Annotated in this window: 19 protein-coding genes and 2 pseudogenes; 13 read left to right on the top strand and 8 right to left on the bottom strand. The window is 54.7% G+C overall.

Features of this window, described 5'->3' with window-relative positions:
• Positions 1-9 precede the first annotated feature (9 nt).
• The 5 genes from LGT41_RS10645 to LGT41_RS10625 all read left to right on the top strand — a co-directional run bounded on the left by LGT41_RS10645 (position 10) and on the right by LGT41_RS10625 (position 4114).
• A complete protein-coding gene (locus tag LGT41_RS10645) occupies positions 10-168 on the top strand; it encodes a hypothetical protein (protein ID WP_274129753.1) in 159 nt (52 codons plus the stop codon).
• A 190-nt stretch (positions 169-358) separates the two neighbouring features.
• Positions 359-580, top strand: coding sequence for a hypothetical protein (locus LGT41_RS10640; RefSeq protein WP_274126846.1), 222 nt, complete (start codon positions 359-361; stop codon positions 578-580).
• Between the two features lie 41 nt (positions 581-621).
• The gene (locus tag LGT41_RS10635) at positions 622-2523 is read left to right on the top strand and encodes a hypothetical protein (protein WP_274126844.1); all 1902 of its coding nucleotides are present in this window, start codon (positions 622-624) and stop codon (positions 2521-2523) included.
• Complete coding sequence (locus tag LGT41_RS10630) at positions 2520-3356, top strand: hypothetical protein (protein WP_274126843.1); 837 nt, start codon at positions 2520-2522, stop codon at positions 3354-3356. Before LGT41_RS10635 ends, LGT41_RS10630 begins: the two co-directional genes overlap by 4 nt.
• Positions 3353-4114: a DUF6339 family protein gene (locus LGT41_RS10625; RefSeq protein ID WP_274126842.1), complete on the top strand. Its 762-nt coding sequence runs from the start codon at positions 3353-3355 to the stop codon at positions 4112-4114. Before LGT41_RS10630 ends, LGT41_RS10625 begins: the two co-directional genes overlap by 4 nt.
• 71 nt (positions 4115-4185) lie before the next feature.
• Here the strand turns inward: LGT41_RS10625 and LGT41_RS10620 are convergent, their stop codons facing one another.
• Positions 4186-5733 (bottom strand): DNA cytosine methyltransferase, encoded by a 1548-nt coding sequence (locus tag LGT41_RS10620; protein WP_274126841.1) that lies wholly within the window; start codon positions 5731-5733, stop codon positions 4186-4188.
• A gap of 67 nt (positions 5734-5800) precedes the next feature.
• On the opposite strand from LGT41_RS10620, the gene LGT41_RS10615 reads away from it, so the two are divergent.
• Entirely contained in the window at positions 5801-6133 is a 333-nt protein-coding gene (locus LGT41_RS10615; RefSeq protein WP_420720181.1) for a very short patch repair endonuclease, read from the top strand.
• Between the two features lie 66 nt (positions 6134-6199).
• A protein-coding gene (locus LGT41_RS10610) for an IS3 family transposase (RefSeq protein WP_274126839.1) occupies positions 6200-7287 on the top strand; the annotation gives its coding sequence in 2 pieces (ribosomal slippage) (positions 6200-6461 and positions 6461-7287; 1089 coding nt in all).
• 1130 nt (positions 7288-8417) lie between these two features.
• Here the strand turns inward: LGT41_RS10610 and LGT41_RS10605 are convergent.
• Positions 8418-9704, bottom strand: coding sequence for a hypothetical protein (locus LGT41_RS10605; protein ID WP_274126838.1), 1287 nt, complete (start codon positions 9702-9704; stop codon positions 8418-8420).
• A gap of 584 nt (positions 9705-10288) precedes the next feature.
• Between LGT41_RS10605 and gmd the strand changes: the two genes are divergently transcribed.
• The 3 genes from gmd to LGT41_RS10590 are packed head-to-tail and all read left to right on the top strand — an operon-like array spanning position 10289 to position 13871.
• Positions 10289-11419 (top strand): GDP-mannose 4,6-dehydratase, encoded by a 1131-nt coding sequence (gmd, locus tag LGT41_RS10600; RefSeq protein ID WP_274129711.1) that lies wholly within the window; start codon positions 10289-10291, stop codon positions 11417-11419.
• Complete coding sequence (fcl, locus tag LGT41_RS10595; protein WP_274126837.1) at positions 11419-12390, top strand: GDP-L-fucose synthase; 972 nt, start codon at positions 11419-11421, stop codon at positions 12388-12390. The genes gmd and fcl overlap by 1 nt, the downstream gene beginning before the upstream one ends.
• A 32-nt stretch (positions 12391-12422) precedes the next feature.
• Positions 12423-13871 (top strand): mannose-1-phosphate guanylyltransferase/mannose-6-phosphate isomerase, encoded by a 1449-nt coding sequence (locus tag LGT41_RS10590; RefSeq protein WP_274126836.1) that lies wholly within the window; start codon positions 12423-12425, stop codon positions 13869-13871.
• 254 nt (positions 13872-14125) lie between these two features.
• Here LGT41_RS10590 and LGT41_RS10585 read toward each other — a convergent pair whose 3' ends face one another.
• From LGT41_RS10585 to nusG, 6 genes and pseudogenes are all read right to left on the bottom strand, one after another.
• Complete coding sequence (locus LGT41_RS10585; protein WP_274126834.1) at positions 14126-14590, bottom strand: site-specific integrase; 465 nt, start codon at positions 14588-14590, stop codon at positions 14126-14128.
• A 46-nt stretch (positions 14591-14636) separates the two neighbouring features.
• Positions 14637-15733, bottom strand: a pseudogene (locus LGT41_RS10580) (IS3 family transposase).
• Positions 15734-15788: 55 nt separating this feature from the next.
• Positions 15789-16013: a hypothetical protein gene (locus LGT41_RS10575; protein WP_274129752.1), complete on the bottom strand. Its 225-nt coding sequence runs from the start codon at positions 16011-16013 to the stop codon at positions 15789-15791.
• A gap of 248 nt (positions 16014-16261) precedes the next feature.
• Positions 16262-16771 (bottom strand): annotated as a pseudogene (locus tag LGT41_RS15950) (tyrosine-type recombinase/integrase); the annotation flags it as partial.
• A gap of 292 nt (positions 16772-17063) precedes the next feature.
• On the bottom strand, positions 17064-18263 hold the full coding sequence (locus LGT41_RS10560) for a sugar transferase (protein ID WP_274126833.1): 1200 nt from the start codon (positions 18261-18263) through the stop codon (positions 17064-17066).
• Positions 18264-18331: 68 nt separating this feature from the next.
• Positions 18332-18844 carry a transcription termination/antitermination protein NusG gene (nusG, locus tag LGT41_RS10555; RefSeq protein WP_274126832.1) on the bottom strand — a complete coding sequence of 171 codons (513 nt, stop codon included), beginning with the start codon at positions 18842-18844 and terminating at the stop codon, positions 18332-18334.
• Between the two features lie 216 nt (positions 18845-19060).
• On the opposite strand from nusG, the gene LGT41_RS10550 reads away from it, so the two are divergent.
• The 3 genes from LGT41_RS10550 (at position 19061) to LGT41_RS10540 (ending at position 22681) form a co-directional block, all read left to right on the top strand.
• Complete coding sequence (locus tag LGT41_RS10550; RefSeq protein ID WP_274126831.1) at positions 19061-20611, top strand: recombinase family protein; 1551 nt, start codon at positions 19061-19063, stop codon at positions 20609-20611.
• A 70-nt stretch (positions 20612-20681) separates the two neighbouring features.
• On the top strand, positions 20682-21563 hold the full coding sequence (locus tag LGT41_RS10545; RefSeq protein WP_274126830.1) for a ParB N-terminal domain-containing protein: 882 nt from the start codon (positions 20682-20684) through the stop codon (positions 21561-21563).
• Positions 21564-21583: 20 nt separating this feature from the next.
• The gene (locus LGT41_RS10540; RefSeq protein ID WP_274126829.1) at positions 21584-22681 is read left to right on the top strand and encodes a plasmid partitioning protein RepB C-terminal domain-containing protein; all 1098 of its coding nucleotides are present in this window, start codon (positions 21584-21586) and stop codon (positions 22679-22681) included.
• Positions 22682-22879 lie beyond the last annotated feature (198 nt).

The following is a 22879-nucleotide window of genomic DNA, read 5'->3' as shown; positions in this document are numbered from 1 at the left end:
TCACGGGTCATGCGGCTGACGCTGCTGGCGCCGGACGTCGTCGAGGCCATCCTGGACTGCACGCGCGGGCCGGAGGTGACGTTGGTTCGCGTTCTGGAGCCGTTCCCTGTCGATTGGGCAGAACAGCGTGCACACATAGGCGCCAACCTCTTGGCGGGGTTTCAATAGCCGTGTCTCTTGGAACTAGGCCGTGACCCGACCACTCGATCCATGTGCTTGGCCCCCTCCCGAATCCTCTAACGCGTGCCTTTGGCTACCGCCCCGGTCAGATCTGCGGCACAGGTCGCCGTCATATCCAACATCAGCAGAATATTTTCAGAATGTTGCAACATATGCGCCATGTTGCTATATAAGCCAAATGAAGGACAAGCGAGAGAGCTTTGTGAGGTTGGCGGAGGCCCGGGTTAACCGGGCCCTCAAGGACATCCGACTGATCGGTAACCTGTCGAACAAATCGGCCTACAGCTATACCGAGGAGGACGTGAAGAAGATGTTTCGCGTCTTGCAGCGGGAGATCGAGTTTGCTCGGTCGCGGTTTGGCGACGGAGACAGCGGCGGGTCCGGGGATTTCAAGCTCTAGGCGCCGGTTGCACAGGGTAGCACAATGGAGATTTGGCGGCGATGGTTGAACCAGTTCTTAAATTCTTGATCAATGAGGCTGGCGAGAAGGAGGGGCTCGGCGATGCCGGGATCGAAACCTTTCGAGACGCGCCCTATGCCAGCTGCGCCAGGGAGGCCGGGCAAAACAGCCGTGATGCCGCAACCGGATTGCCTGAGCATCCCGTTAGAATTTCCTTCAATGTTTTCGGTCTCGACCACGCAAGTTTTCCATCCCATGACCTCCTGAGGAGCACTGTTGCTGCTTGCAGCGCCGAGGCTAAACAGGACCGGGAAAAGGAGTTTTTTGCGAACGCGACCAAAGTGATCGGCGCGGATAGCATCGCCGTGCTGGAGATCGCCGATCGCAGCACGACCGGCCTCGTTGGTCCACCTGACGACGAAGAAACGCCTTTTCACTCACTCGTGAAGGCCTCGGGCGTCACGGCCAAGGATACTGTCGACTCCGGCGGCTCCTTCGGCATCGGCAAGAATGCGTCCTTCGCCGTATCTGACCTCCAGACTGTGTTCTACGCTACGACTTACAAGAACGGAGAGAGCGAAGCCTTTGCTGCTCAAGGCAAAGTGAAGCTGGTTTCGCATACAGGCCCGGACGGCAAGAAGCAGAGGGCGACGGGCTACTGGGGTGATCCCGAGGGGTTCCGGGCTGTGACAGACCGTGCGCTAGTGCCGGAATGGATGGCGCGTACTGAAATCGGCACTTCGATATTCTGCATGGGCTTCCGGGCGGCTGACGACTGGGCCGAGCGCATGACCTATTCGCTCGTCTCGAACTTCTTCTGCGCCGTTCACCGCGAACAGATGGTATTCGAGGTAGACGACGGGAGGATCAACATCAATCGCAACACACTCGAGGGACTGTTCGCGAGGCAGGACATTATTGATGCCGCAGAGCGCACGGGGCATCAGGCCGATCTGACCTTTGCAGGACAGCTCTATCGTTGCCTCGTGTTGGACAATACGGAAGAGCAGGTCCTCACGATTCCAAAGCTTGGTAAGATGCGGGTCCGATTGCTGATCGAAGAGGGAATGCCCTGCCGCGTTGGCTTCATTCGAAACGGGATGCTGATCACGGACAATCTCCGGCACTTCGGACATCCTTTGGCACAGTTCCGCGGATCGCGCGACTTCGTGGTGGTCGTGGAACCGGATGACACTGAAGCTGGCGTTCTGCTGAAGAAGCTTGAGAACCCAGCACATGACGGCTTCTCCGCCGAAAGGCTGCCTGATGCCGGCAAGCGAGCAGACGCTTCATCGGCCATGAAGCGCCTCGGCAAAGAACTTAGGGACATCATCAAGATAACGACGGGCGTCAAGCACGAAGGCTCCGTCGTCCTCGACGAACTGGGTCGTTTCTTCGCCGAGACCGGCAAAACCGACACACCCGACGATCCGAACGCCGAGCATGATCCCGAACGGTACACCTACGAGTCAAAAAGGCGGAAATCGAAGTCGCGAAAGGCGCCGAGCCCTTCTGGAGGCGAGCGAGGCGGTCGCAGCCAGACCGGGACGGGGACTGGCGTTAATGGAGGTGGCAGCGGCTCCGGAACCGGTCGCGGAACGGGCGGCCGTGGCAAAGCTGGAGACCGGGAGCCGGTCGTTCTCCGCGAGGTGCGTAACCTTATCCGTTCAGACAGCTCCGGAGCTGCCAAATCCCGTGAGCTTCACTTCACGCCGGAAGCCTCAGGAACGATCGAATTGATGGTCCAAGCCACGGGTGTCAACGCACCCGAAGGCCTTAACGTGACGGCTGCAGACGCAGGCACTCCGGGTTCTGGCGTGCTTACTGTTGCGGTGAATGACGGCAAACGGTGCAAGGTGACCGTTTCGTTCGATGAACCTTACGATGGCCCGATCGAATTGATCGCCGTAAGTTGCTCGGAAGTCGAGGAAATGTCGGCATGAGATTTTCAGAAGAGACGCGCTATCCGCATCCGGTCCTCGCGCACGACACAGGGGATTTCACTGTTGGTGAATTCGACATAACCTTCTCCCTGAGCGAAGACATGGCAACGGGGGCGCTTTCCGTTCAGCACGAAGCCACCCTGACGGAAGACGGGATCCGGCAACTCGTCGAGACCGACAAGGCATCGGTAGGTTGCTTCGTCCGCTGCGCGGATACGTATCATACTGAACTGCGCGCTTTGGCGTGGCCCACCGGTCGTACCGACTTCGCCGCCGGAGTTCTGTTGAACAGGGTATCCTTGCGGCCGATCGTCTGGTTGAACGACAAGCTGGGTGGCTGGGATCCAGGGACCATTCACCCGGAGTTTTCACCGCCGGTTGATCTCGGCCGCGGGGATATCATCGCGATCGGGGAGGAGCACATCATCTCGGTCGGACAGGCCAAGCTTGCTCCCATTGAAAGCATCTTCGAACTGGACCGCTCGCCGGACATCCCTGAAGGTACGTTGCAGGTTGATCTCGAGCGGGACCGAATCACCATCCTCGCCGGAGAGAAGACGCATGAGACCATCATGCTCTTGCGCGAGCAAAAGGCCGGAAAACCTGTAGTCATGAACTCTGTCTACCTTCCGGCAGTGATGGAAGTCCTTGATGCGTTGCAAAGTGGAGCAGACCAATACGAGTCATATCGCTGGCATGCTCCGTTCACGGCCCGCTGCGACGCCCGAGGCGTTGATCCCAAGACGGATACATCAATCCTCGAGAGCGCCCAGAAACTTCTCGATGGCCCTGCAAGCGGACTTCAACAGCTGGTAGCGGAGGCAGATAGATGACGGTATCGGCGCTCAAGTATCTTTCCGAAAAGAAGCTTTCCGAGCTGAAGGAGAGCATCGTGGCCAACCGTGACCGTTATGAGGCCGGTGATTTCCTTGATCTCGAACATGACAACGGCTGGGCAGTTGAGACCAGCACGGTTCAGGTTGATCATGACCTGCTGGCGACTCTCGATGGTACAGCGAGGACGGCGGCCACCGACATCGAAAACTCCCTGATCCTGTTTCAGGCCCTTCACGGTATGACGCCTGCGCTCGCGCGGGAGGAGCGTGTCTGGGCCAGACTGACGCACATCGAGTGCCTTGGCTACGCGCGGGACAGGTGGCTGTCGGGAAACAGCGGTGAGCAGCTCGACTCCCAGGTCAGGATCCACATGTTCGCTCGAGGACTTACCGCAATCCGCGACGACAATGCACTGTCCCGCCTCTGGTGGAACATGCACATCGCGAGCATTGCAGACCCGGATGATCCCGAGGGCGCGTTGCGACTCATCCTGAAGACCGCGGACATCCGTAGCAACTTTGTCGAACGCACGAACACTGCCGCTCGAAAACCCCTTGCAAGAGCCGTTGTCCGCGCCATGCGAAAAAACACTTGGGTTACCTCCAGCGAGCGATCGTTCAGAGAGTTCATGATTGCTTTGAACCGAGACGGTGGCGGAATTCTGTTCGAGGCGTTGTCTGACGACGAGGCTGATGATCTCATTGACGTCTGTGCGACCCGGGCGAAGGCGCACTTGGCACAGAAGGCAGCTTGACGCGACTAACTTCCAAGAGCTCTGCCCCGCGCACGAGGAAACTTGGAGGCATGCGAGACCGCAGGGCTCCTTTAGCCTGGGCTTTCGCGTGCCAGAAGCTTATGGAGCAAGGCCGCGATCTGCCTTGCAAGGAACGGCGGAACTGCGTTTCCCACCTGGACATATTGCTGGGTCCTATTGCCCAGGAACAGGTAGTCGTCGGGGAAGGTCTGCAGCCGAGTAGCCTCGCGCACGGTCAGGCTCCGGCACTGCATCGGATCGGGATGGATGAAGTAATGTCCATCCTTGGAGATATGGCTCGTAACGGTAGTCGCGGCCGCGTCGGCCAGTTGGACTCGAAAACGGTCATTGAAGACACCGCTGTGCCAGTTCCGGTGATCCGGGCTGAGCGCGAGGGGAAAATCGGCAGCTTTCGGGCTGTAGCCGCGCACAGCCCCGAACACAGCGGCGAACAGATACCGTCCCAGATCCGAGGGCATGTGCCCGCGCGTTTCGTGCTGGGCAATGGCACGCAGGTCCGGCCGCTCGAGCCACCGCAGAAGTTCATCGTTCGAGGTGCCATAGCCATCCGGCAGGCATGACGCCGTTCGACGGCTCGGTGCGTCCAACTTAATTCGATTGGCAACAGATGAGAAAGCTTCCCGAAGTGGGCTGTGCTCCTTCCCCTTATGGATTTTGGCCATGAGTTTAGCCGCTTCAATGACCTCTTTTCGCCACGCCGATGAATCGTCCCGACCACGACTGATGCCGCTGCGCAGTTCGGGCATCGTCCCGATCACGTCACTGACCGTCCGCGTCAGACCCGAGACGGAAACCTCCGCGCGGGCAGCCGCGCCCGCAAGGTCGGACCGAATTCCGACGATGATCACCCTATGGCGTCGCTGCGGAACCCCGAATTCTTCTGCGCGCACGATGAAATCTGACGGTCGCGCGGCTTCTTGCAGGCTGGCTTTTCCATCTTCCACCCGAACAGCCAGTAGCTCGTAGTGATGACCGTGGCCCGTGCCGAGCGAGGACAGATCCTCCATCAGCAACTCGAAGACAAGTCGGCTTTCGACAGTCGAGGACAGCATGCCCTTGACGTTTTCCATCACGAAAGCGGCCGGACGAAGCCTATCGAGCACGCGGATATACTCTCGGAACAGGTAGTGCCGCTCATCTTCTTCAGGCACATAGCCGATCTTGCCCTTGGCCCGGGCGCGCCCCACCAGGGAATAAGCCTGACAGGGCGGTCCGCCGATTAGAACCGTATCGTCATGGTTTTTGCGTAGCTTCGCGATGGCACCGTCAATCGCCGTCGCAGCTGCCTCAGTGCCGAGTTCGAGTGCACGAGCCTCATCAATGGCAAGCTGCCACGCTTCGGCGTCGACTGCTGACCAATCCGGCTCGGGGACAAGCCCCGAATGGAAATCGATGAACTGGTCGGGCAAGGCGCCGTGCAGCGCTTGGTATTCACGCAGGAACGCGCGCAGCGTCAGGGTGCGATGGGCCGATGCCTCCTTCTCGACCGAGATGCCGATCCGGAACGGCGCATGTCCATCCTCGACGAGGGAGGCAAATCCCTCGCCAAGTCCGCCTGGACCGGCAAACAGATCGACAATGCCGAAAGTGGCTGACAAATCAGGCTCCTGACGAAATTCATTCAGTCGGTGTATACTAGGTTCCAGACCGAAGACTAGGGTGCACGTGACCGATATCGTAGACAAACAGACCCGTTCCCGGATGATGGCCGGGATCAAGGGGAAGAACACGAAGCCCGAACTGGTGCTTCGGCGGGCACTTCATGCGCGCGGCTTCCGTTACCGGCTCCATTCGAAAAATGTCCCCGGGCGACCGGACCTCGTGTTTCCGAAGCATCACGCAATCGTCTTCGTGCATGGCTGCTTCTGGCACCGCCATGAGGGCTGTCGTCACACAACCACTCCATCGACGCGGCCCGAGTTCTGGCAGGCGAAGTTCGACGCGAATGTCGCGCGGGATAGGTCGGTGCACGATCAGCTGCTTGATGCTGGGGGGTAATCCCCCCCGAAAGTAAGGGGCTGCATAAGTAGAATTTTCTCGGCAAGATGCATGAGGAGATTCTGAATGAAGACAAGTAGATACACAGAGGAACAGATCATCGCGATCCTGCGCCAGGGCGAAGGCGGAGTGCCGGTGGCAGAGCTTTGCCGTGAGCATGGCATGAGCAACGCGTCGTTCTACAAATGGCGGGCGAAGTATGGCGGGATGGATGCGTCCATGATCAGCCAGATGAAGGCCATGGAAGATGAGAACCGCAGGCTGAAGAAGATGTTCGCCGAACTCAGCATGCAGAACGAGTTGTTGAAGGAAGCCCTTGGAAAAAAGTGACGGGGCCATCTCAACGCCGTGAGATGGCCGAAACGGTGGTGGAACGGCGAAAAGTCAGCATTGCGCTGGCCTGCCGCACCTTCGGGGTCAGCGAGACCTGCTATCGCTACAGCCCGAAGCTGAAGGATGAGAACGAGCAGATAGCCGATCTGCTGACCGGGCTGACGGATGCCCGCAAGACCTGGGGGTTCGGGCTGTGTTTCCTGCATTTGCGCAACGTGAAGAGGCATCCTTGGAACCATAAGCGCGTCTATCGGATCTACTGCGAACTTGAGCTGAACTTGCGGATCAAACCCCGGAAACGGTTGAAACGGGACAAACCCGATGCGCTGGCGGTGCCAGAGGCACCGAACGTGACTTGGTCGATGGACTTCATGGCCGATCGTCTTGGGGACGGTCGTGCATTCCGGCTCTTGAACGTGCTGGACGACTTCAACCGCGAGGGATTGGGTATCGAGGTTGATTTTTCCTTGCCCGCCGAAAGGGTCATCCGGAGCCTCAACCGCATCATCGAATGGCGCGGCAAGCCCGGCACCATAAGAGTCGACAACGGCCCGGAATACATCAGCGGAAAGGTGATGGAATGGGCCGAGGAAAAAGGGGGTACCATCCAGCACATCCGACCTGGCCAGCCGCAACAGAACGCCTACATCGAGCGCTACAACCGCACGGTCCGGCACGAATGGCTCGACCAATACATCATCGAAAGCATAGAGGAGGCGCAAGATCACGCCACGCAATGGCTATGGACATACAACAATGACCGCCCGAACATGGGCATAGGCGGCATCACACCCGCCCAGAAACTGAAAATGGCCGCGTAAGTTCTACGGACGCACCCCGTTAAAAACGGGGAGATTACCGTTGTGGCGTGGCTTGTGTTCGGAGAGACCTTGACGCTTGCAGGCATCATCGGCCTGGTCATCGCCGCGGCAGCCGTTGCCCTGACCCTGACGGTGCATCGGCCTGAGGCCGTCGGGAACGGAGAGCGTGCGGAATGCGGGACGTGTCCGAACCGCAATCGTTGCTTAGATCCCGCTCCGGTGCACTGAACTGGTCGGGGTACGTACGCAAGCGTTCCCCGGCCCGTGTTGTTACGGCCGCATCAAGTTATGCCCCTGGGATCGGGCCTTCGTACAAGGTGCAGCGAAGGTCAGCTTCGTATCGCGACCCTGTCGTGGGTGCAGGAGCGGCGAACGACGGCAATGGCGAACGTTCGATCTCTGCACCATCTCGGCGAGTGCCACCAGCGTCGAAATATTCAAGTTGCCGATCCTGAAACTGAATAGATTTCTAAAGCTTACGAGTTCTGAACCAAATCGGCGCAGTCATGAGGTCCGGAGAATATCGGCCTTGAGAGACCGCTACCGGGCCTCCTGGCGACGGAGCCAATTCTCAGCCCCTCCCGTATAACCCCCGAAAACAACGGAAATATCCGGCCACAGCCGGATCGGGCGAACACTTTCGAAAGGGCAAGTGGCGGAGAGGAAGTCCGCCACACTATTCTATCAATCATTTGTAATATAGAGATATTGATAATTAGATGAACAATGATATCACTAAATTACCACGCATCAATTTGTGCTACTCGCATTCGGTGCTAAATAGGATAGTGGATATCCTTGATCTGGGGGGGCCAAGGTATTTTCATCTAACTAGTAGGCACAACTCGTTGCAAACGCATTGCCAATGATTATTGGTGCGCATATTGGTCAGGAAATTGCTCGCTTACCATCGGTAAAGGAGGCGACCTCAATTAGACAGATGTACACGGCGGCATCCGAGATTTCCGACTTTGCAATCGCCAATCTGTCAATAAAATTTGGTTAACTCTACGAATACTCATTTTTTATACTGACGCTGGAGGTGTGCTGTTAACGATATATTTTGGTATATTTTCGTCACGATGGGATTGTGAGTGATTACACCTATATATATTATACCAAACAGTAATTTAATTATTGCGTGGGGCGGCTAGCAATGCCATTCGATCGAGTAGTGGATCTTCCACAGTTTCTAGAAAGTATTTCTGAAGCGGCCCCATGAACTGGTTGAAGTTATGCAGCACAATATGTTGAATTTTTTTCGTCAGCAGGGCCCAGTCATCATCTGTAAGGGCGCAGAGTCTTCGGAATTCGGCAAGAACTAATGCTATACGCAACTTATCATCTTCAATTGAATCATACGTTTCATCTATAAATGGTGCAAAAGTTTGAAATCCATACTCCCTCATCAGTTTTAATGTTCTCGGAAGCCCGATGATCAGGAATGGATGTAAACCAAGGATCGCTTTGAATGGTTTCTCAGTAAAACGCTCGTGGCCTCGACCATTCACGCCGGACTCGGTGACTAGGCTAAACCAACTTTCGGCATAATACCACCACTCACCCACGTCGATGACCGGGCTTACGCGTACAAAGGGGTCAGTATCCAACTGCAAGGCTGGTTGAGCTTCTAGGGTAGGCAACAGTTGTTGCAATAACTCGATATCTGGGAATGGTTGGCGCTTAAGCAAATGTTCTGTGCGCCCAGCAACACTCATTTTCCGATTGGCCAAGCCCGGAAATGAAATATGACCCATAGATTCTAGCCCGTGTTGCATAATATGCAGCATTGTCGCGAGGCGATGACCACGAGGCGTAAAGTTTAGGCAAAGATACCGCTTGGGCCGTGATGCGCCCGAATCTATAGAGGCATTATAGTCAACCACTCGTCGCGAAAGCTCGCCTGCCGGGCCGAGATCTTTTTCCGCATAAGTTGCCAGTTGACGAAGAAAACAATGATATATCGCAACTTGAAATTGCTTCGGCGCACTGTCACCCTGTCGATGAATCCATTCATTGTATCCATCTTCAAACCGCATATTTTGCGTAAGAAGCAGAACTCTTTCTGTTGGAATGCCCAGTGCCGAGAACCTGTCATGCAACAGTTTTAACGTGTGGTTCTTTGGCTCCATGCCTTCATTGCTGTGATCTATCACAAACAGGCCGCGACCGTTTCTCAGCGCCTCAAGAACCGAGGGGGGGGCATCTCCAAAGTATTCGAATGTCCGGTCGTCACGATCCTTGCCTGCTAATGGGCTAAATGAGACAGGATAGATAAACGGAGTACCATCATCTTCTTTCACAACACGGAATCGTTTTGCTGATTGATCTGCAAGAATAGAATTTACGAAAAACCGAGAATCGTACCTACCGCCAGGGCGCAGTAGGGTTATGACATTTTGCTTGAGTTTAGTCACATCGATGCCCTTGAAATAATACCATTTGCGCCTTGTTTACAGCGAAGACCCCACGGGTCAACACCGATAATGTCAGCATTTGCCAGATACACGCCAACAATTCAGCGTAAACACATTGTTAGCACGAAGTCATACCATCGATCCGGCCATTCAACATCAAACGTCCATTTTTGAATAACACGAAAAAATATTCTGCGCCAAGCCGACAGACAGGCACAGAATTCCTGCAAAAAATGAGTGAGGTCGCAAACGCCAATGCGCCATTGATCTGTGCAAATTTGACGGAAACACCTCCAATGATGGCCGTAGGCCAGATGAAGATGTAGGCCAGCCCTTAATCAGACGACTAGCAAATTCACCGAATGGAGCACCTGCCGAATTGGCTGCTAGGATATCAATATTTCTATCTCAACACAAAAAGTGCTGACACAAACCAAAAAACGCCCCAAACAGATAGCCACATTTTTGACCACAATTTTTGAAACACTGCGCGCATTTTGGACTGGGCATCGGGCTGGTGAAAATGTGACAATATGTTCATTATCACCATTGAAGCGATCAAAGACTGGGTGTTATCAGAGACCATGACAAAACGCGCATTAATTACCGGTATTACCGGGCAAGACGGTTCTTATTTGGCCGAGTTTCTTCTAGAAAAGGGATACGAAGTGCATGGCATAAAGCGCCGTGCCTCGTTACTCAATACGCAGCGAATTGATCACATTTATCAAGACCCACACAGCAACCACCAGCGGTTGAAGTTGCATTATGGTGATTTGACCGATAGTTCGAATTTGACTCGAATCCTCTCAGAGGTGCAGCCGCACGAGGTTTATAATCTCGGGGCTCAGTCCCATGTGGCAGTCAGCTTTGAAGCCCCAGAATATACGGCCGATGTGGATGCGCTTGGCACATTGCGGCTACTTGAGGCAATTCGGTTTCTTGGACTCGAAAACAAAACGCGTTTCTATCAGGCATCTACTTCAGAGTTATTCGGTCTCGTGAAAGAAACACCACAAAGCGAAACCACGCCGTTCCACCCACGTAGCCCTTATGCCGTTGCCAAACTATATGCTTATTGGACGTGTGTAAATTACCGCGAAGCTTACGGAATGTTCGCGTGCAACGGCATTTTGTTTAACCATGAAAGCCCACGCCGGGGTGAAACCTTTGTCACACGCAAAATTACGCGCGGATTGGCGAATATCGCACAAGGGCTTGAGCCATGTTTATACATGGGCAACATAAATGCGCTACGCGATTGGGGGCACGCCAAAGACTATGTGCGAATGCAGTGGATGATGCTTCAACAAGACAAGCCGAAGGATTATGTTATTGCAACGGGTGTCCAATATTCTGTGCGCGAATTTGTAATTTGGTGTGCAGCCGAGCTTGGCATTTCGCTGCGATTTGAAAACGAGGGTTTGGACGAAGTCGCGATTGTGGATGAAGTCACCGGTGACGACGCACCTGCGGTTAAACAAGGAGATATTATTCTGCGTATTGATGTACGGTACTTTAGGCCTGCCGAGGTTGAAACGCTTTTGGGTGACCCGACAAGGGCACGCGAAGACTTGGGGTGGCAGCCGGAAATCACCGTACAAGAGATGGCCGCTGAGATGGTTGCTGAAGATCTTAAACTGGCGCGTCGTCACGCTGTGTTGCGCGCCCATGGCCTTGATCTACCGGTCGCCCTAGAGGGAGGTGGGCATTAATGTTCAAGGTATTTCTTGCTGGGCATCGAGGTATGGTTGGCGGTGCAATAATGCGTCGACTACAGGCTCGCCAAAGTGCCGGCCAGAGTCTGGAATTGGTAACGAGATCCCATGAGGAACTGGATCTAACAAGTCAAGCGGACGTGCGCGATTTCATGCAATCCATACGCCCTGATATTGTGGTTCTGGCGGCGGCAAAAGTTGGCGGGATTCATGCCAATAATACCTACCCAGCGGACTTTATTTATGAAAATTTGATGATACAGAGCAACGTGATTCATGAAGCTTTTGGCGCAGGCGTTAGGCGACTGCTGCAGCTTGGTTCAAGTTGCATCTATCCGCGTTCAGTGCCCCAGCCAATGGCCGAAAACGCGTTGTTGACTGGCATTTTAGAGCCAACGAACGAACCATATGCCATTGCAAAAATTGCAGGAATAAAGCTTTGCGAAAGTTACAATCGGCAACACGGCACAGATTACCGATCTGTAATGCCAACTAATCTTTATGGTCCTGGCGACAATTTTCACTCAGAAAACAGCCACGTGATGCCAGCTTTGATCCGCAGGTTCCACGAAGCGGCTACCGAGAATAAGACTGAGGTGTCGATTTGGGGTTCTGGCCGGCCACGTCGAGAGTTCCTGCATGTAGATGATATGGCTGAAGCCAGTCTATTTGTGCTGGATTTGCCTAAAAATGTGTATGACAGAAACGTTCAGCCAATGATGAGCCATATAAATGTTGGCTCTGGCGAAGACATTTCGATATTTCAGCTTGCCGAGCTAGTTGCAGATGTGACCGGTTATACAGGTAAGATTGTCACTGACCCCACTAAACCCGACGGTACTATGCGGAAGCTCATGGATGTCGGCCGAATCCAATCTATGGGTTGGAGTGCGCGAATTACGTTGCGGGAAGGTATTGCAGATGCGTATCGCTGGTTCCTCAAAAACCGAGAAACTGCGCGGCTCTGATGATCAAACGGAATGCGATGATTGGATAATTTATGACACAAGAGATTCATCCTGTTCTGCTTTGTGGTGGTGCAGGCACAAGGTTGTGGCCTCTTTCTCGCAAAAGTTACCCCAAACAGTTCACGCGGCTTTTAGGTGAACACAGCTTGTTCCAAGTTTCAGCCAACAGGTTGGCAGCCCAGGATTTCGCACCGCCGATCATTGTTACAGGTTCGGACTTCCGATTTATTGTTACAGAGCAATTGGCTGCTATGGAAATTGGCCCAAGTGAGATATTAATTGAGCCAGACCCAAAAAATACAGCGCCAGCTATATGTGCAGCGGCATTGGTTTTGGATGCAAAGCATCCTGGGGCACTAATGCTCGTCGCTCCATCTGATCATGTGATACCCGACGCAGAACGCTTCCGTGACGCTGTCAGAGCAGCGGTGCCTTCCGCGCAGTCTGGTAAGATTGTGACCTTTGGTATTCGTCCCCATAGCGCAGAAACAGGCTATGGTTGGCTAGAGTTATCTCAGCCTATTGATGCCGAATGCTCGCCCGCGCCCCAACCACTAAGGACTTTTGTCGAAAAGCCGAATGTCGCTCGAGCACAAGAAATGATGGCTCGAGGTCAACATCTTTGGAACGCCGGGATTTTTCTGTTTTCAACGCGATCCATTCTTGCAGAGTTTGAAGCTCATACCCCTGAACTGCTAGATGTGGCCCGGAAATCTGTGGAAGGCGGCGAACGAGATCTTGCATTTATGCGTCTTTCGCCGAAGCCGTGGACCAAGATGCCTGACGTGTCGATCGACTATGCCATTATGGAAAAGGCTGACAATTTAACCGTCGTACCCTATGGTGGAAATTGGTCCGATCTTGGGAGTTGGGCAGCCGTCTGGCGAGAATCTGTCTCGGGCCCAGACGGTATGTCATTGAAGGGCCCTGTGACTGCGATAGGTTGTACCAATAGTCTTCTGCGGTCGGAGTCACCAAATCAGCAGTTGGTAGGCATTGGGTTAGATAACATTGTCGCAATCGCGATGGATGACGCGGTATTGATTGCACATAAAGAGCGTACGCAAGAAGTTAAACTGGCAGTACAAGCACTCAAATCGGCTCATGTAGCTCAGGCGGAGACCTTGTCACGAGATTATCGTCCCTGGGGTTGGTATGAATCGCTTGCAGTAGGCGGCCGATTTCAGGTTAAGCGGATCGTTGTCAACGCCGGTGGGATATTGTCCCTTCAGGCTCATCATCATAGGTCTGAACATTGGATCGTTGTCGAAGGTACTGCCCGTGTGACGGTAGACTCAACAGTAAAACTGCTTACAGAAAACGAGTCGGTTTACATTCCGCTAGGGGCTGTGCATCGAATGGAGAACCCAGGGAAGCTGCCTTTGACTCTCATCGAGGTGCAAACTGGCGGCTATCTTGGTGAGGATGACATTATACGTTTCGAGGATGCATACGCACGTGGGCAAGGTGCGAAAGGGTAGCGAAAGTCTAGTTCCCTAAGTTAATATTACAAATAGTGAACAAGGTGCCAATGTAACATAGCACTAACGCTTTAGATGCAATATCATATGCAAAAATTTGGATATGAGCAATCGAGTGGATACATCAAAACTCTCTGCTGTCAAATACCGCTATTTGGAACCATATGCGCTGACGGCTGACAGCGCATGAATGAGTAATTTCCTGTGACCGAAATTGCAGCCAAATCTGTAGCGTTCAAAATAGACCAGCGAACCTAATCCTGACCCATATTCCGCAGAATCTCCATCTGCCGTTCGGTTGTCACGGGTAAGTAGGAATTGATCGTGGTCGCCACGTTTTCATGCCCCATATTCATCGACCATGCTTTGAACGCCTCGCGGTTTGGGCAAATCTTGTCGCTATAATGGGTGAGGGTTTTGCGGAAGGCATGTGGGGTGTATTGCGGCATCTGCACCGCTGCAAACGCACCGCGAATGATCGTGTTCAACTTTGACCCATTGGTATAGCCGGTGCGCGCCAAGCTCGTATTCGCAAAGCCCTTGCCCTTCACCACCGCCACCCGCGCCTTGGGAAATAGCGCATCCTCTGGCCCGAACAATTTGACCTCGCGCAAATAGGTAAAATAGGCGGTGAAGCAGTCGCGATAGGTGGGATCAATCGGCAAGAACTGGCTATGGATGGTTTTCGCACCTTTGGTTTTTACTGACCTGCGCCCCAAGTTCCCTCCAGCTTTGCGCGGAGTCCGTGGTGTTAAATTGATGGCGTTAAGCTGCCAGTTTGTCCATGCTCATTTTCTCAGCAAATTCCATTGGCGTCAGGTTGCCTAAGGCTGAATGGGGCCTCTGCCAGTTGTAATCCTCCTGCCATGTTGCCAGCGTTTCTCGGGCTTCGCGCAAGGTACCAAACAGCGTTTCGTTCAGGCATTCATCGCGCAACTTACCGTTGAAGCTTTCGATGAAACCGTTCTGCTGAGGCTTGCCGGGCGCGATGTAATGCCAATCAATACCAGTCTCCTGAACCCATTTGAGGATCGCCATGCTGGTGAACTCAGTGCCGTTGTCTGAAACTATGGTCCTAGGGGCGCCACGTTCACCGATAACCCGATCCAGCTCGCGTGTGACGCGCAATCCTGACAGCGAGGTGTCAGCCACCAAGGCCAGGTTCTCGCGCGTGAAATCGTCCACCACGGCCAGAATCCGAAACCGACGACCGTCAGTAAAAGCATCCGACACGAAATCCAGGCTCCAACGTTGGTTCGGGCCATCAGGCAGCACCATTGGCTTTCTTGTGCCCAAGGCCCGTTTCCGACCACCCCTACGGCGCACTTGCAACTTCTCCTCGACATAAATGCGCCTCAACTTCTTATGATTCACGATGTGGCCCTCGCGCGCGATCATGACGTGGATGCGCCGATATCCAAACCGGCGCCGTTCACGAGAAACCCGTTTTATGACCTCACGCAGATCGCCATCATCGTCACGGATCGACTGATATCGAACCGTCGATCGATCAATCTGCAGCACATCACACGCCCGCCGCTGGCTCACGCCGTGCGCTTCGCACAGGTGAACCACCGCTTGTCGCTTCGCTTCGGGCGTCACCACTTTTTTGAATTGATGTCTCGCAGCATGGCATTGTCGAGCATCTGTTCCGCCAGCAACTTCTTCAGCTTCACGTTCTCATCTTCCAGCGCCCGCAGTCGCTTGGCATCCGAGGGTTCCATGCCGCCATACTTCGATTTGTATTTGTAGAACGTCGCCGAGCTGATCCCATGCCGCCGACATACATCGGCGGTCTTCTCACCAGCTTCCTACTCCTTGATCATCGCAATGATCTGCTCGTCCGTGAACCGTGCTTTCATTTGTCCGTCCTTTGGTTGGGCGGACTCTACATCAAACCGGAGGAGTTTCAGGGGGTCAGGTCATTACCTCGCGCGCATCCTGGAACACATGCCCAAGCTCGATGTTCACATGCTTGAGCTTTAATGTTGCCACGGCACCATCGCGCGCACCTGTCAGCATGAAGAAGGCAAACAGCGCCTTGTCGCGTTTCTGGAACTCGGTTTCAAACGGCATCGCCTGAAACGCATGTGCGGCCTGCTCCATTGTCGAATAGGGAATATCGCGTTCAGTATGTGCCACCCGCGCCGCTTTGCGATTATTGTTGAAGTAGTCCAAATCAGGCATGTAAACATAAGGGCTTTGGCTGCCATCGCGTCACGGGCCTGCAAATCAGCATAGAAGGCTGGCACCGCCTGCCAGTGCATTGCTTTGTGGTGCTTAGGCTTGGCTTTCACCTTTGGCAAAACTTGTGCATCGTGAATGGCGGTCACAGGGTTTTCACCCGAACGAAAGCCCTTGGACTTTGCCACGTCCAAAACAATCTTTATGCGCTGGGCCAAGCGCCGCGCAGTTTCGTGCTTTTCTGTCCAGATAGGGGAAAGGCACATCAGCACTTCTGGCTGTTCAATGCTATCAACTGGCATGCGTCCAATCTTGTGAAAGGCATAATCGCGCAAGGTGTTGATCCATTGCTGCCCGTGCTTGGCGTTTTTCCAGGTAGGCATGCGGTCGATATGCACCTGCTGGGCAATTTCCGCGAAAGTTGGTATCTCGCGCGCTGCATTGAACCGTGGGTTCAAACCTTGCTTGGCCATGCGCCGATACTCAAGCGCGCGTTCGCGGGCTTGGTTCAAGGTCACCACATCGGCACCACCCAAGCCAAAATCGGTGCGTAATGGCGCGCCTAACCGATTCTTCTGGCCTTTGACCGTGACGCGCACAATCCAGCGCCGCGCGCCGGATGGATCGACAACCAGATACAGCCCGCCGCCATCGCCATGCCGCCCAGCACTTAAATTCTCGACCAGTTTCTTGGTTAGCTTACCTGTCAGTGCCACGTTTCATACCACCAAAGGATAGAATATGGGCGCAATCGAAAGAAATCCAGCACAATGGCAAAATCCATCTAGGGCAATATAAAACAAAGAAAAAGGCCGCTTAAAGCGACTTGATCAAATCAAACAAAATGGCAAGTGGCGGACGGGAAGGGTCTGGCCGCAAACCCTCTCTACCCCTTAAGCCATTGTAATCATTGATGCGGGAATAAGCTCGTCAGTCATTCGGTGCGATCGGGCCTTACAGCGAACCAGTCAAACAATGGGGTGTGCAGGTTGACCGCGCCTGCAGATCTCAAGCGCGAACCTTATCTCCTTGCCCTCGCCCCAAGAATGTCGCGAGAACGATCTTCAAGTCGAGCAGCAGTCCGCGTTGTGCAATATACTTCGCATCCATTCGAGCAAGCCGCTCCGGATCACTCATGTCTACTCCGTTGATTTGAGCGAGCCCAGTAATCCCTGGCAGGACGCTGAATACACCATGCGCTTGGCGCTCATCTGTCAATTTGGTCTGCACAGGCAAGCCTGGCCTCGGCCCAACAAGGCTTAGCTCTCCACGAAGTATGTTCCAAACTTGCGGCAACTCATCAATCTTGGTCTTTCGTAAAAAAGCCCCAATGCCTGTTATCGCGTCAGCGGTCATTTCATGAGTACCGGCTTGCTTGGTTCCAGTCTTCATGGTCCGAAATTTATAACAAGTGAAAGTCTTTCCGTTCTGCCCAACCCGCTCCTGCGCAAATATTCCAGGCCCTGACGATCCCAACCGGACCAGAACCCAAACAATAGCTAGAATCCATCCCGCAAGTGTGATGACCGCAACGCTAAACAACACATCAATCAGACGCTTACCAATTCTGTAGACTATGTTTTGATCTTGGGAGTATGCTAGCATGATTGACTGCGGCTTGGCGCCAATATCAGTAGCCAAGACTCGTGCAAGCTCATCCACATGCACTGTCGGTAAAAGCGCGGTCAAGAAAGTAAGGGCAGCAGGGCGCAGGAGCGCAGGCACCTTCTTCACGATCGAGAGTTTGCCAACAAATTCATCGCCATAAACAGCTGGTAGAAAGACATTTGTAATAGCAATGTTTTCTTCGGCTTTCAGGATATCGAGCGCTGCGCGTTTGCTACGGGCGTATTCTGAACCGTGTTCGTCCAGAGCATGAAAAGTCGTAATGTTTACAAATCTCGAAACGCCGGCTCGTTTGGCCGTAGCTAGTGTTTGCTCTAGAAGATTAACGTTCACCTTCTGGTACTCATCCGCGTTAGATAGAGCGTTGTTGTTCAGGACGGCGAGATGCAAAAGCAATTCAAAGCCTTGCCCAGCTTCAGCAAGCGAGGAGTAACTGCAGTTTTTGACGCCAGGAAAGAGCTCGCTCAACTTATCCGGATTTCGGCCAACTAGGAGAAGCTCGAACCCAGCCGAAACCAGCCGCGGAACAATCTGCATGCCAATAAAGCCGCTGGCTCCGGTAATGATTACTCTCTTAGGCACGTGCATTTCCTCTGTATTTGGACATCACTATCGCAAAAAGTATGCTGGTTGCAGGAGCACCGCCATACTCAAACAGCCCGCAGCTGATCCGCTCCGACGGCCACGCGGGTCAGACCGCCCATGAGTTCCATCAGGACCCAAACCCGGCGGTCCGGCGCAATCTTTTCCACCTCTGCCACAAAATTGGCAAATGGTCCCTTGGTCAGCGTGACCTGATCACCGGGTTTCAAGAGCCTGGGTGGCAGCAACTTGCCCTTCGCATCACAGCGCAGCATCAGTTGCGAGACCAGATCCAGCGGCACAGCCGTCGGCTCCTCGCCGAAGCTCACCAGCCGCGTGATGCCATAGGTCGAGTTGACCGTCCGCCAGAACCCGCGGGCCACATCGAAGGAGACGAAGATGTAGCCCGGAAACAGTGGCCGCATGGCAGTGGCGAACTTGCCGTTCCGCTGCCTTGTCTCCTCTTCCATCGGCAGAAAGGTCTGGAAGCCCTGGCGCTTGAGGTTCTTGTCCGCGATATAGGCGCAGTTTGGCTTCAACTGCGCCAGAAACCAGCTTGTGCCGCGATCGTGGAATGTCATCTTGCAACCTCATTAAAACTCTACCGCCCACATATCGCTCGAACTTGAACAGATGCAAGTCAGCATTTCCGGAAGGTGTGTGAAATTTTGATGAAGGTGATGGCCCGCATCGCCCACAAAGTGTTGATATAATGAGATAATCCAGCACTATCAGCTTGATACACTCTGTGACCCGAGCAAACGTCCGACCGACAGACACACGGATCGGAGGCTGAGTTGGACGGGAGTGGCGAGATTACCGAGTTTCGGGCGGCGCAATATGTGCGCATGTCGACGGAGCACCAGCAGTATTCAACCCACAACCAATCCGACAAGATTCGCGAATATGCCGAGAAGCGCGGCATCGAGATCATCAAGACCTATGCCGACGACGGCAAGAGCGGCCTTTCCATCGGCGGGCGCGCCGCCTTACAGCAGCTGATCGCAGATGTGGAATCCGGCGCAGCTGATTTTAACGTGATCCTGGTCTACGACGTCAGTCGCTGGGGTCGTTTCCAGGACGCAGATGAAAGTGCCTATTACGAATACATCTGCAAGCGCGCTGGCATCAATGTCGCCTATTGCGCCGAACAATTTGAAAACGATGGCTCCCCGGTCTCGACCATCGTCAAAGGCGTCAAACGCGCCATGGCCGGCGAATACAGCCGCGAGCTGTCGGTCAAAGTGTTTGCTGGCCAGTGCCGCCTGATTGAGCTGGGATTTCGCCAAGGCGGCGCGGCCGGGTTTGGCTTGCGCCGTGTGCTTGTGAACGAGCGCGGCGAGATCAAGGGCAAGCTGAAGCGCGGCGAGCACAAGTCGTTGCAGACCGACCGCGTCATCCTGATGCCCGGGCCTGACGAGGAAGTGGCCTGGGTCAACAAGATGTATCGCTGGCTGATCGAGGAGGATTTGTCCTTCCGCGAGATCTCCGACCGCCTGAACGAGGAAGGTGTCACAACCGATCTGGACCGGCCATGGAATTCCAGCACGGTGCGCACCGTTCTGACCAATGAGAAATACATCGGCAACAACGTCTACAACCGCTCCTCTTTCAAGCTGAAGAAGCTGCATGTGGACAACCCACCCGATATGTGGGTGCGCAAGGAAGGCGCCTTCGAGGGGATCGTGCCGCTCGAGTTTTTCCTGACCGCGCAGGAAATCATCACGGCGCGGTCTGCCCGTCTGTCGGACGAGGAGCTGCTAGATCATCTGAAACGGCTTTATGCGGACGCCGGCCAGCTTTCAGGGGTTCTGATCGACCAGACGCCGGACATGCCGTCGTCCTCGGACTATCGCAACAGGTTTGGGTCTCTCGCGCGCGCCTATGAGATGATTGGCTATCGCTCGGATCGGGATCAGGAGCGCATAGCGCTGAACAAGCGCCTGCGCGGGATGCACCCGGAGATCATCGCGCGCACGGAGGCGGCAATTGCCGAGGTGGGTGGCACGGTTGCTCGTGATCCCAAGACCGACCTGCTGACCATCAACGGCGAGATGGTTGTCAGCTTGGTTCTCGCACGCTGTCAGCCACAAGGCGACGGCCAGCTGCGGTGGCGGATCCGGTTTGACCCGATGCGCTATCAGGCCGATGTGACACTGGCCGTGCGGCTTGATCCCGACAATCGCGAGGAGCTCGATTACTACCTTCTGCCTTGGCTCGATCTTCCCCGACAGGAAATCCGGCTCTGCAATCGCACCAGCATCGCCTTCGAGGCCTTCCGCTTCGAGGACCTCGGCTTTTTCTACGGCATGGCCGAGCGGGTCGGCATTCGCCGGAAATGGGGATGAGGAGAGGGCTTATGAAAATCAACGCGAGTACAAAACATGAACAGTCACATCAAAGAAGGAAACCATACCCATGATGACTGACACACCCGAGAGCGTCACGCTCGTCCCCATCGACCGGATCGATGTCCTGAATTCGCGGGACCGCAACATGAAGGTCTTCGAGGAGATCGTCGAAAACATCCGCTCCATTGGTCTGAAAAAGCCGATCACGGTGACAGAGCGCGAGGGTGCTGATGGGGCGCCCGCCTATTTGCTCGTCTGCGGAGAGGGCCGATTGAACGCCTTCCGCCTGCTGGGCGAAAGCCACATCCCGGCGCTGGTGGTGAATGTGACCGACGAGGACGCCTTCATCATGTCGCTGGCCGAAAACATCGCCCGGCGGGGCCATCGGCCGCTGGAGATTTTGGCCGACATCGAGCTTTTGCTGGCCCGAGATTACACCATCGACGACATCATCACCCGCACGGGTTTGTCGGAAAAATATGTGCGCGACATCGTCTTCCTTTTGGAAAAAGGCGAGGAGCGCCTGATCGAGGCGGTGCAAAACGGCACCATCCCACTCACAACCGCCCTCGAGATCGCCCGCGCCAAGCATGACGATGAAAACTTGGGCGACATGCTGGAAGAGGCCTACAAGACCGGCCAGCTCAAGGGGCACCAGATCACGGATGCCAAGCGGCTGATCGAAAAGCGCCGCGAAAAGGGCCCGAAAACCGGCGGCGATCGCCCGAAGCTGCCGAGTTCGGCGCATTCACTGGTCAAGACCTATCAACGCGAGGTCGCCCGCCAGCACAAGCTGATGCTGAAAGCCGATCACGCGCACCAGCAACTGCTCTTGGTGGTCCAGGGTCTGAAACGCCTTTTTGCCGATGAGCACTTCGTGACGCTTTTGCGCGCCGAAGGCCTCGACAGCCTGCCGAAATACCTCGCCGACCGCATTGAAACCGCCTGACCCATCGAAAGGATGAACCCATGAATGACCTCAGCACTGTGAAGCCTCTTTACCCCGGAGCCTTTCCCCAGCCTGACGCCGATGACAGCGACGCGCCCTATCCCAAGGCCCCGTTGAATCTGACGCTCGGGTTTGATCTCGAGACCTTCCAGATCCCGCTCGAAGAGCTGATGCCCTCCAAAAAAGTGCCGGACGGTGTGATGACCACGCGCAAGTTCAAGCAGATCGTGTCCTCGATCCGGGAGATCGGATTGATCGAGCCGCTGTCGGTCATCAAACCAGATCCGGAGGCGGCGGGTTTTCTGCTGCTCGATGGTAATTTGCGGGTGCTGGCGCTGAAGGAACTGGGACAGGACACCGCACCCTGCCTGATCGCCAAAGATTTCGAGACCTACACCTACAATCACCGGATCAATCGGCTCTCGACGGTGCAGGAGCACTACATGCTGCGCCGTGCCATCGACAAAGGTGTCAGCAAGGAAAGGCTGGCGCGGGCCTTCAACGTCAACCTCTCAACCATCAACAGCCGCATCAACCTGCTGCACGGGATCTGTCCCAAGGCGGTGGAGTTGCTGCAGGACCACCAGTTCACGCCCGATGTGACCCGGCATCTGCGCAAAATGAAAGCTGCTCGGCAGATTGAGGCGGTAGAGTTGATGATCGCCGCAAACACGATCACAGCGGCGCATGCGGACGCCCTGCTGAAAGCAACGCCGCCGGAACAACGCACCGACTACAAGCCGCCGCAGCCAGAACAGCCCAAGGGTGATCCTCTGGAACAGATCGTGAAGCTCGAACGCGAAATGAGCCAAGTGCAGGAAAAGTACAAGCATGCTGAGGAAAACTACGGGTCCGAGTTGCTGAACCTGGTCGTTGCTAAGGGCTACTTGAAAAAGCTGATGGAGAACGAGGCCGTCCGGTCCTACGTGGCGCGACATGCGTCAGAGATCCTCGAGCAGTTCGAACTGGTGCTGAATACAGTCAGCATGGAAGAGGCTGTGGAACAGGCTGAGCGGGAGGATGGACCAACCGCCGCCGAAGTGACAGCACAAGCCCAACTGGCGAAAGACGACAGTAACGCGGCATCTCTCCCGGGACAGAATGGCCAACTCGGGTGATGGGCTCGGCTCAGGATCAGCTTGCAGTATATCTTTCAAATTGACTGTTTTCCAAGCGACATAGGGCCGAGTCTCGTGGGTCAGCTGCCACACCTCGCTCGGTGCCGACGAACAACGGCAGCCATGAATCAGCCTTGTGCTGACGAAGTCGTTCAGTTATGAACTGGTCACATATCCAGGCCATCTGTTGGTGGCGCT

It is taken from the genome of Abyssibius alkaniclasticus, assembly GCF_020447305.1.
GTDB lineage: Bacteria > Pseudomonadota > Alphaproteobacteria > Rhodobacterales > Rhodobacteraceae > Abyssibius > Abyssibius alkaniclasticus.
This window is presented reverse-complemented; position numbering and strand designations above follow the sequence as displayed.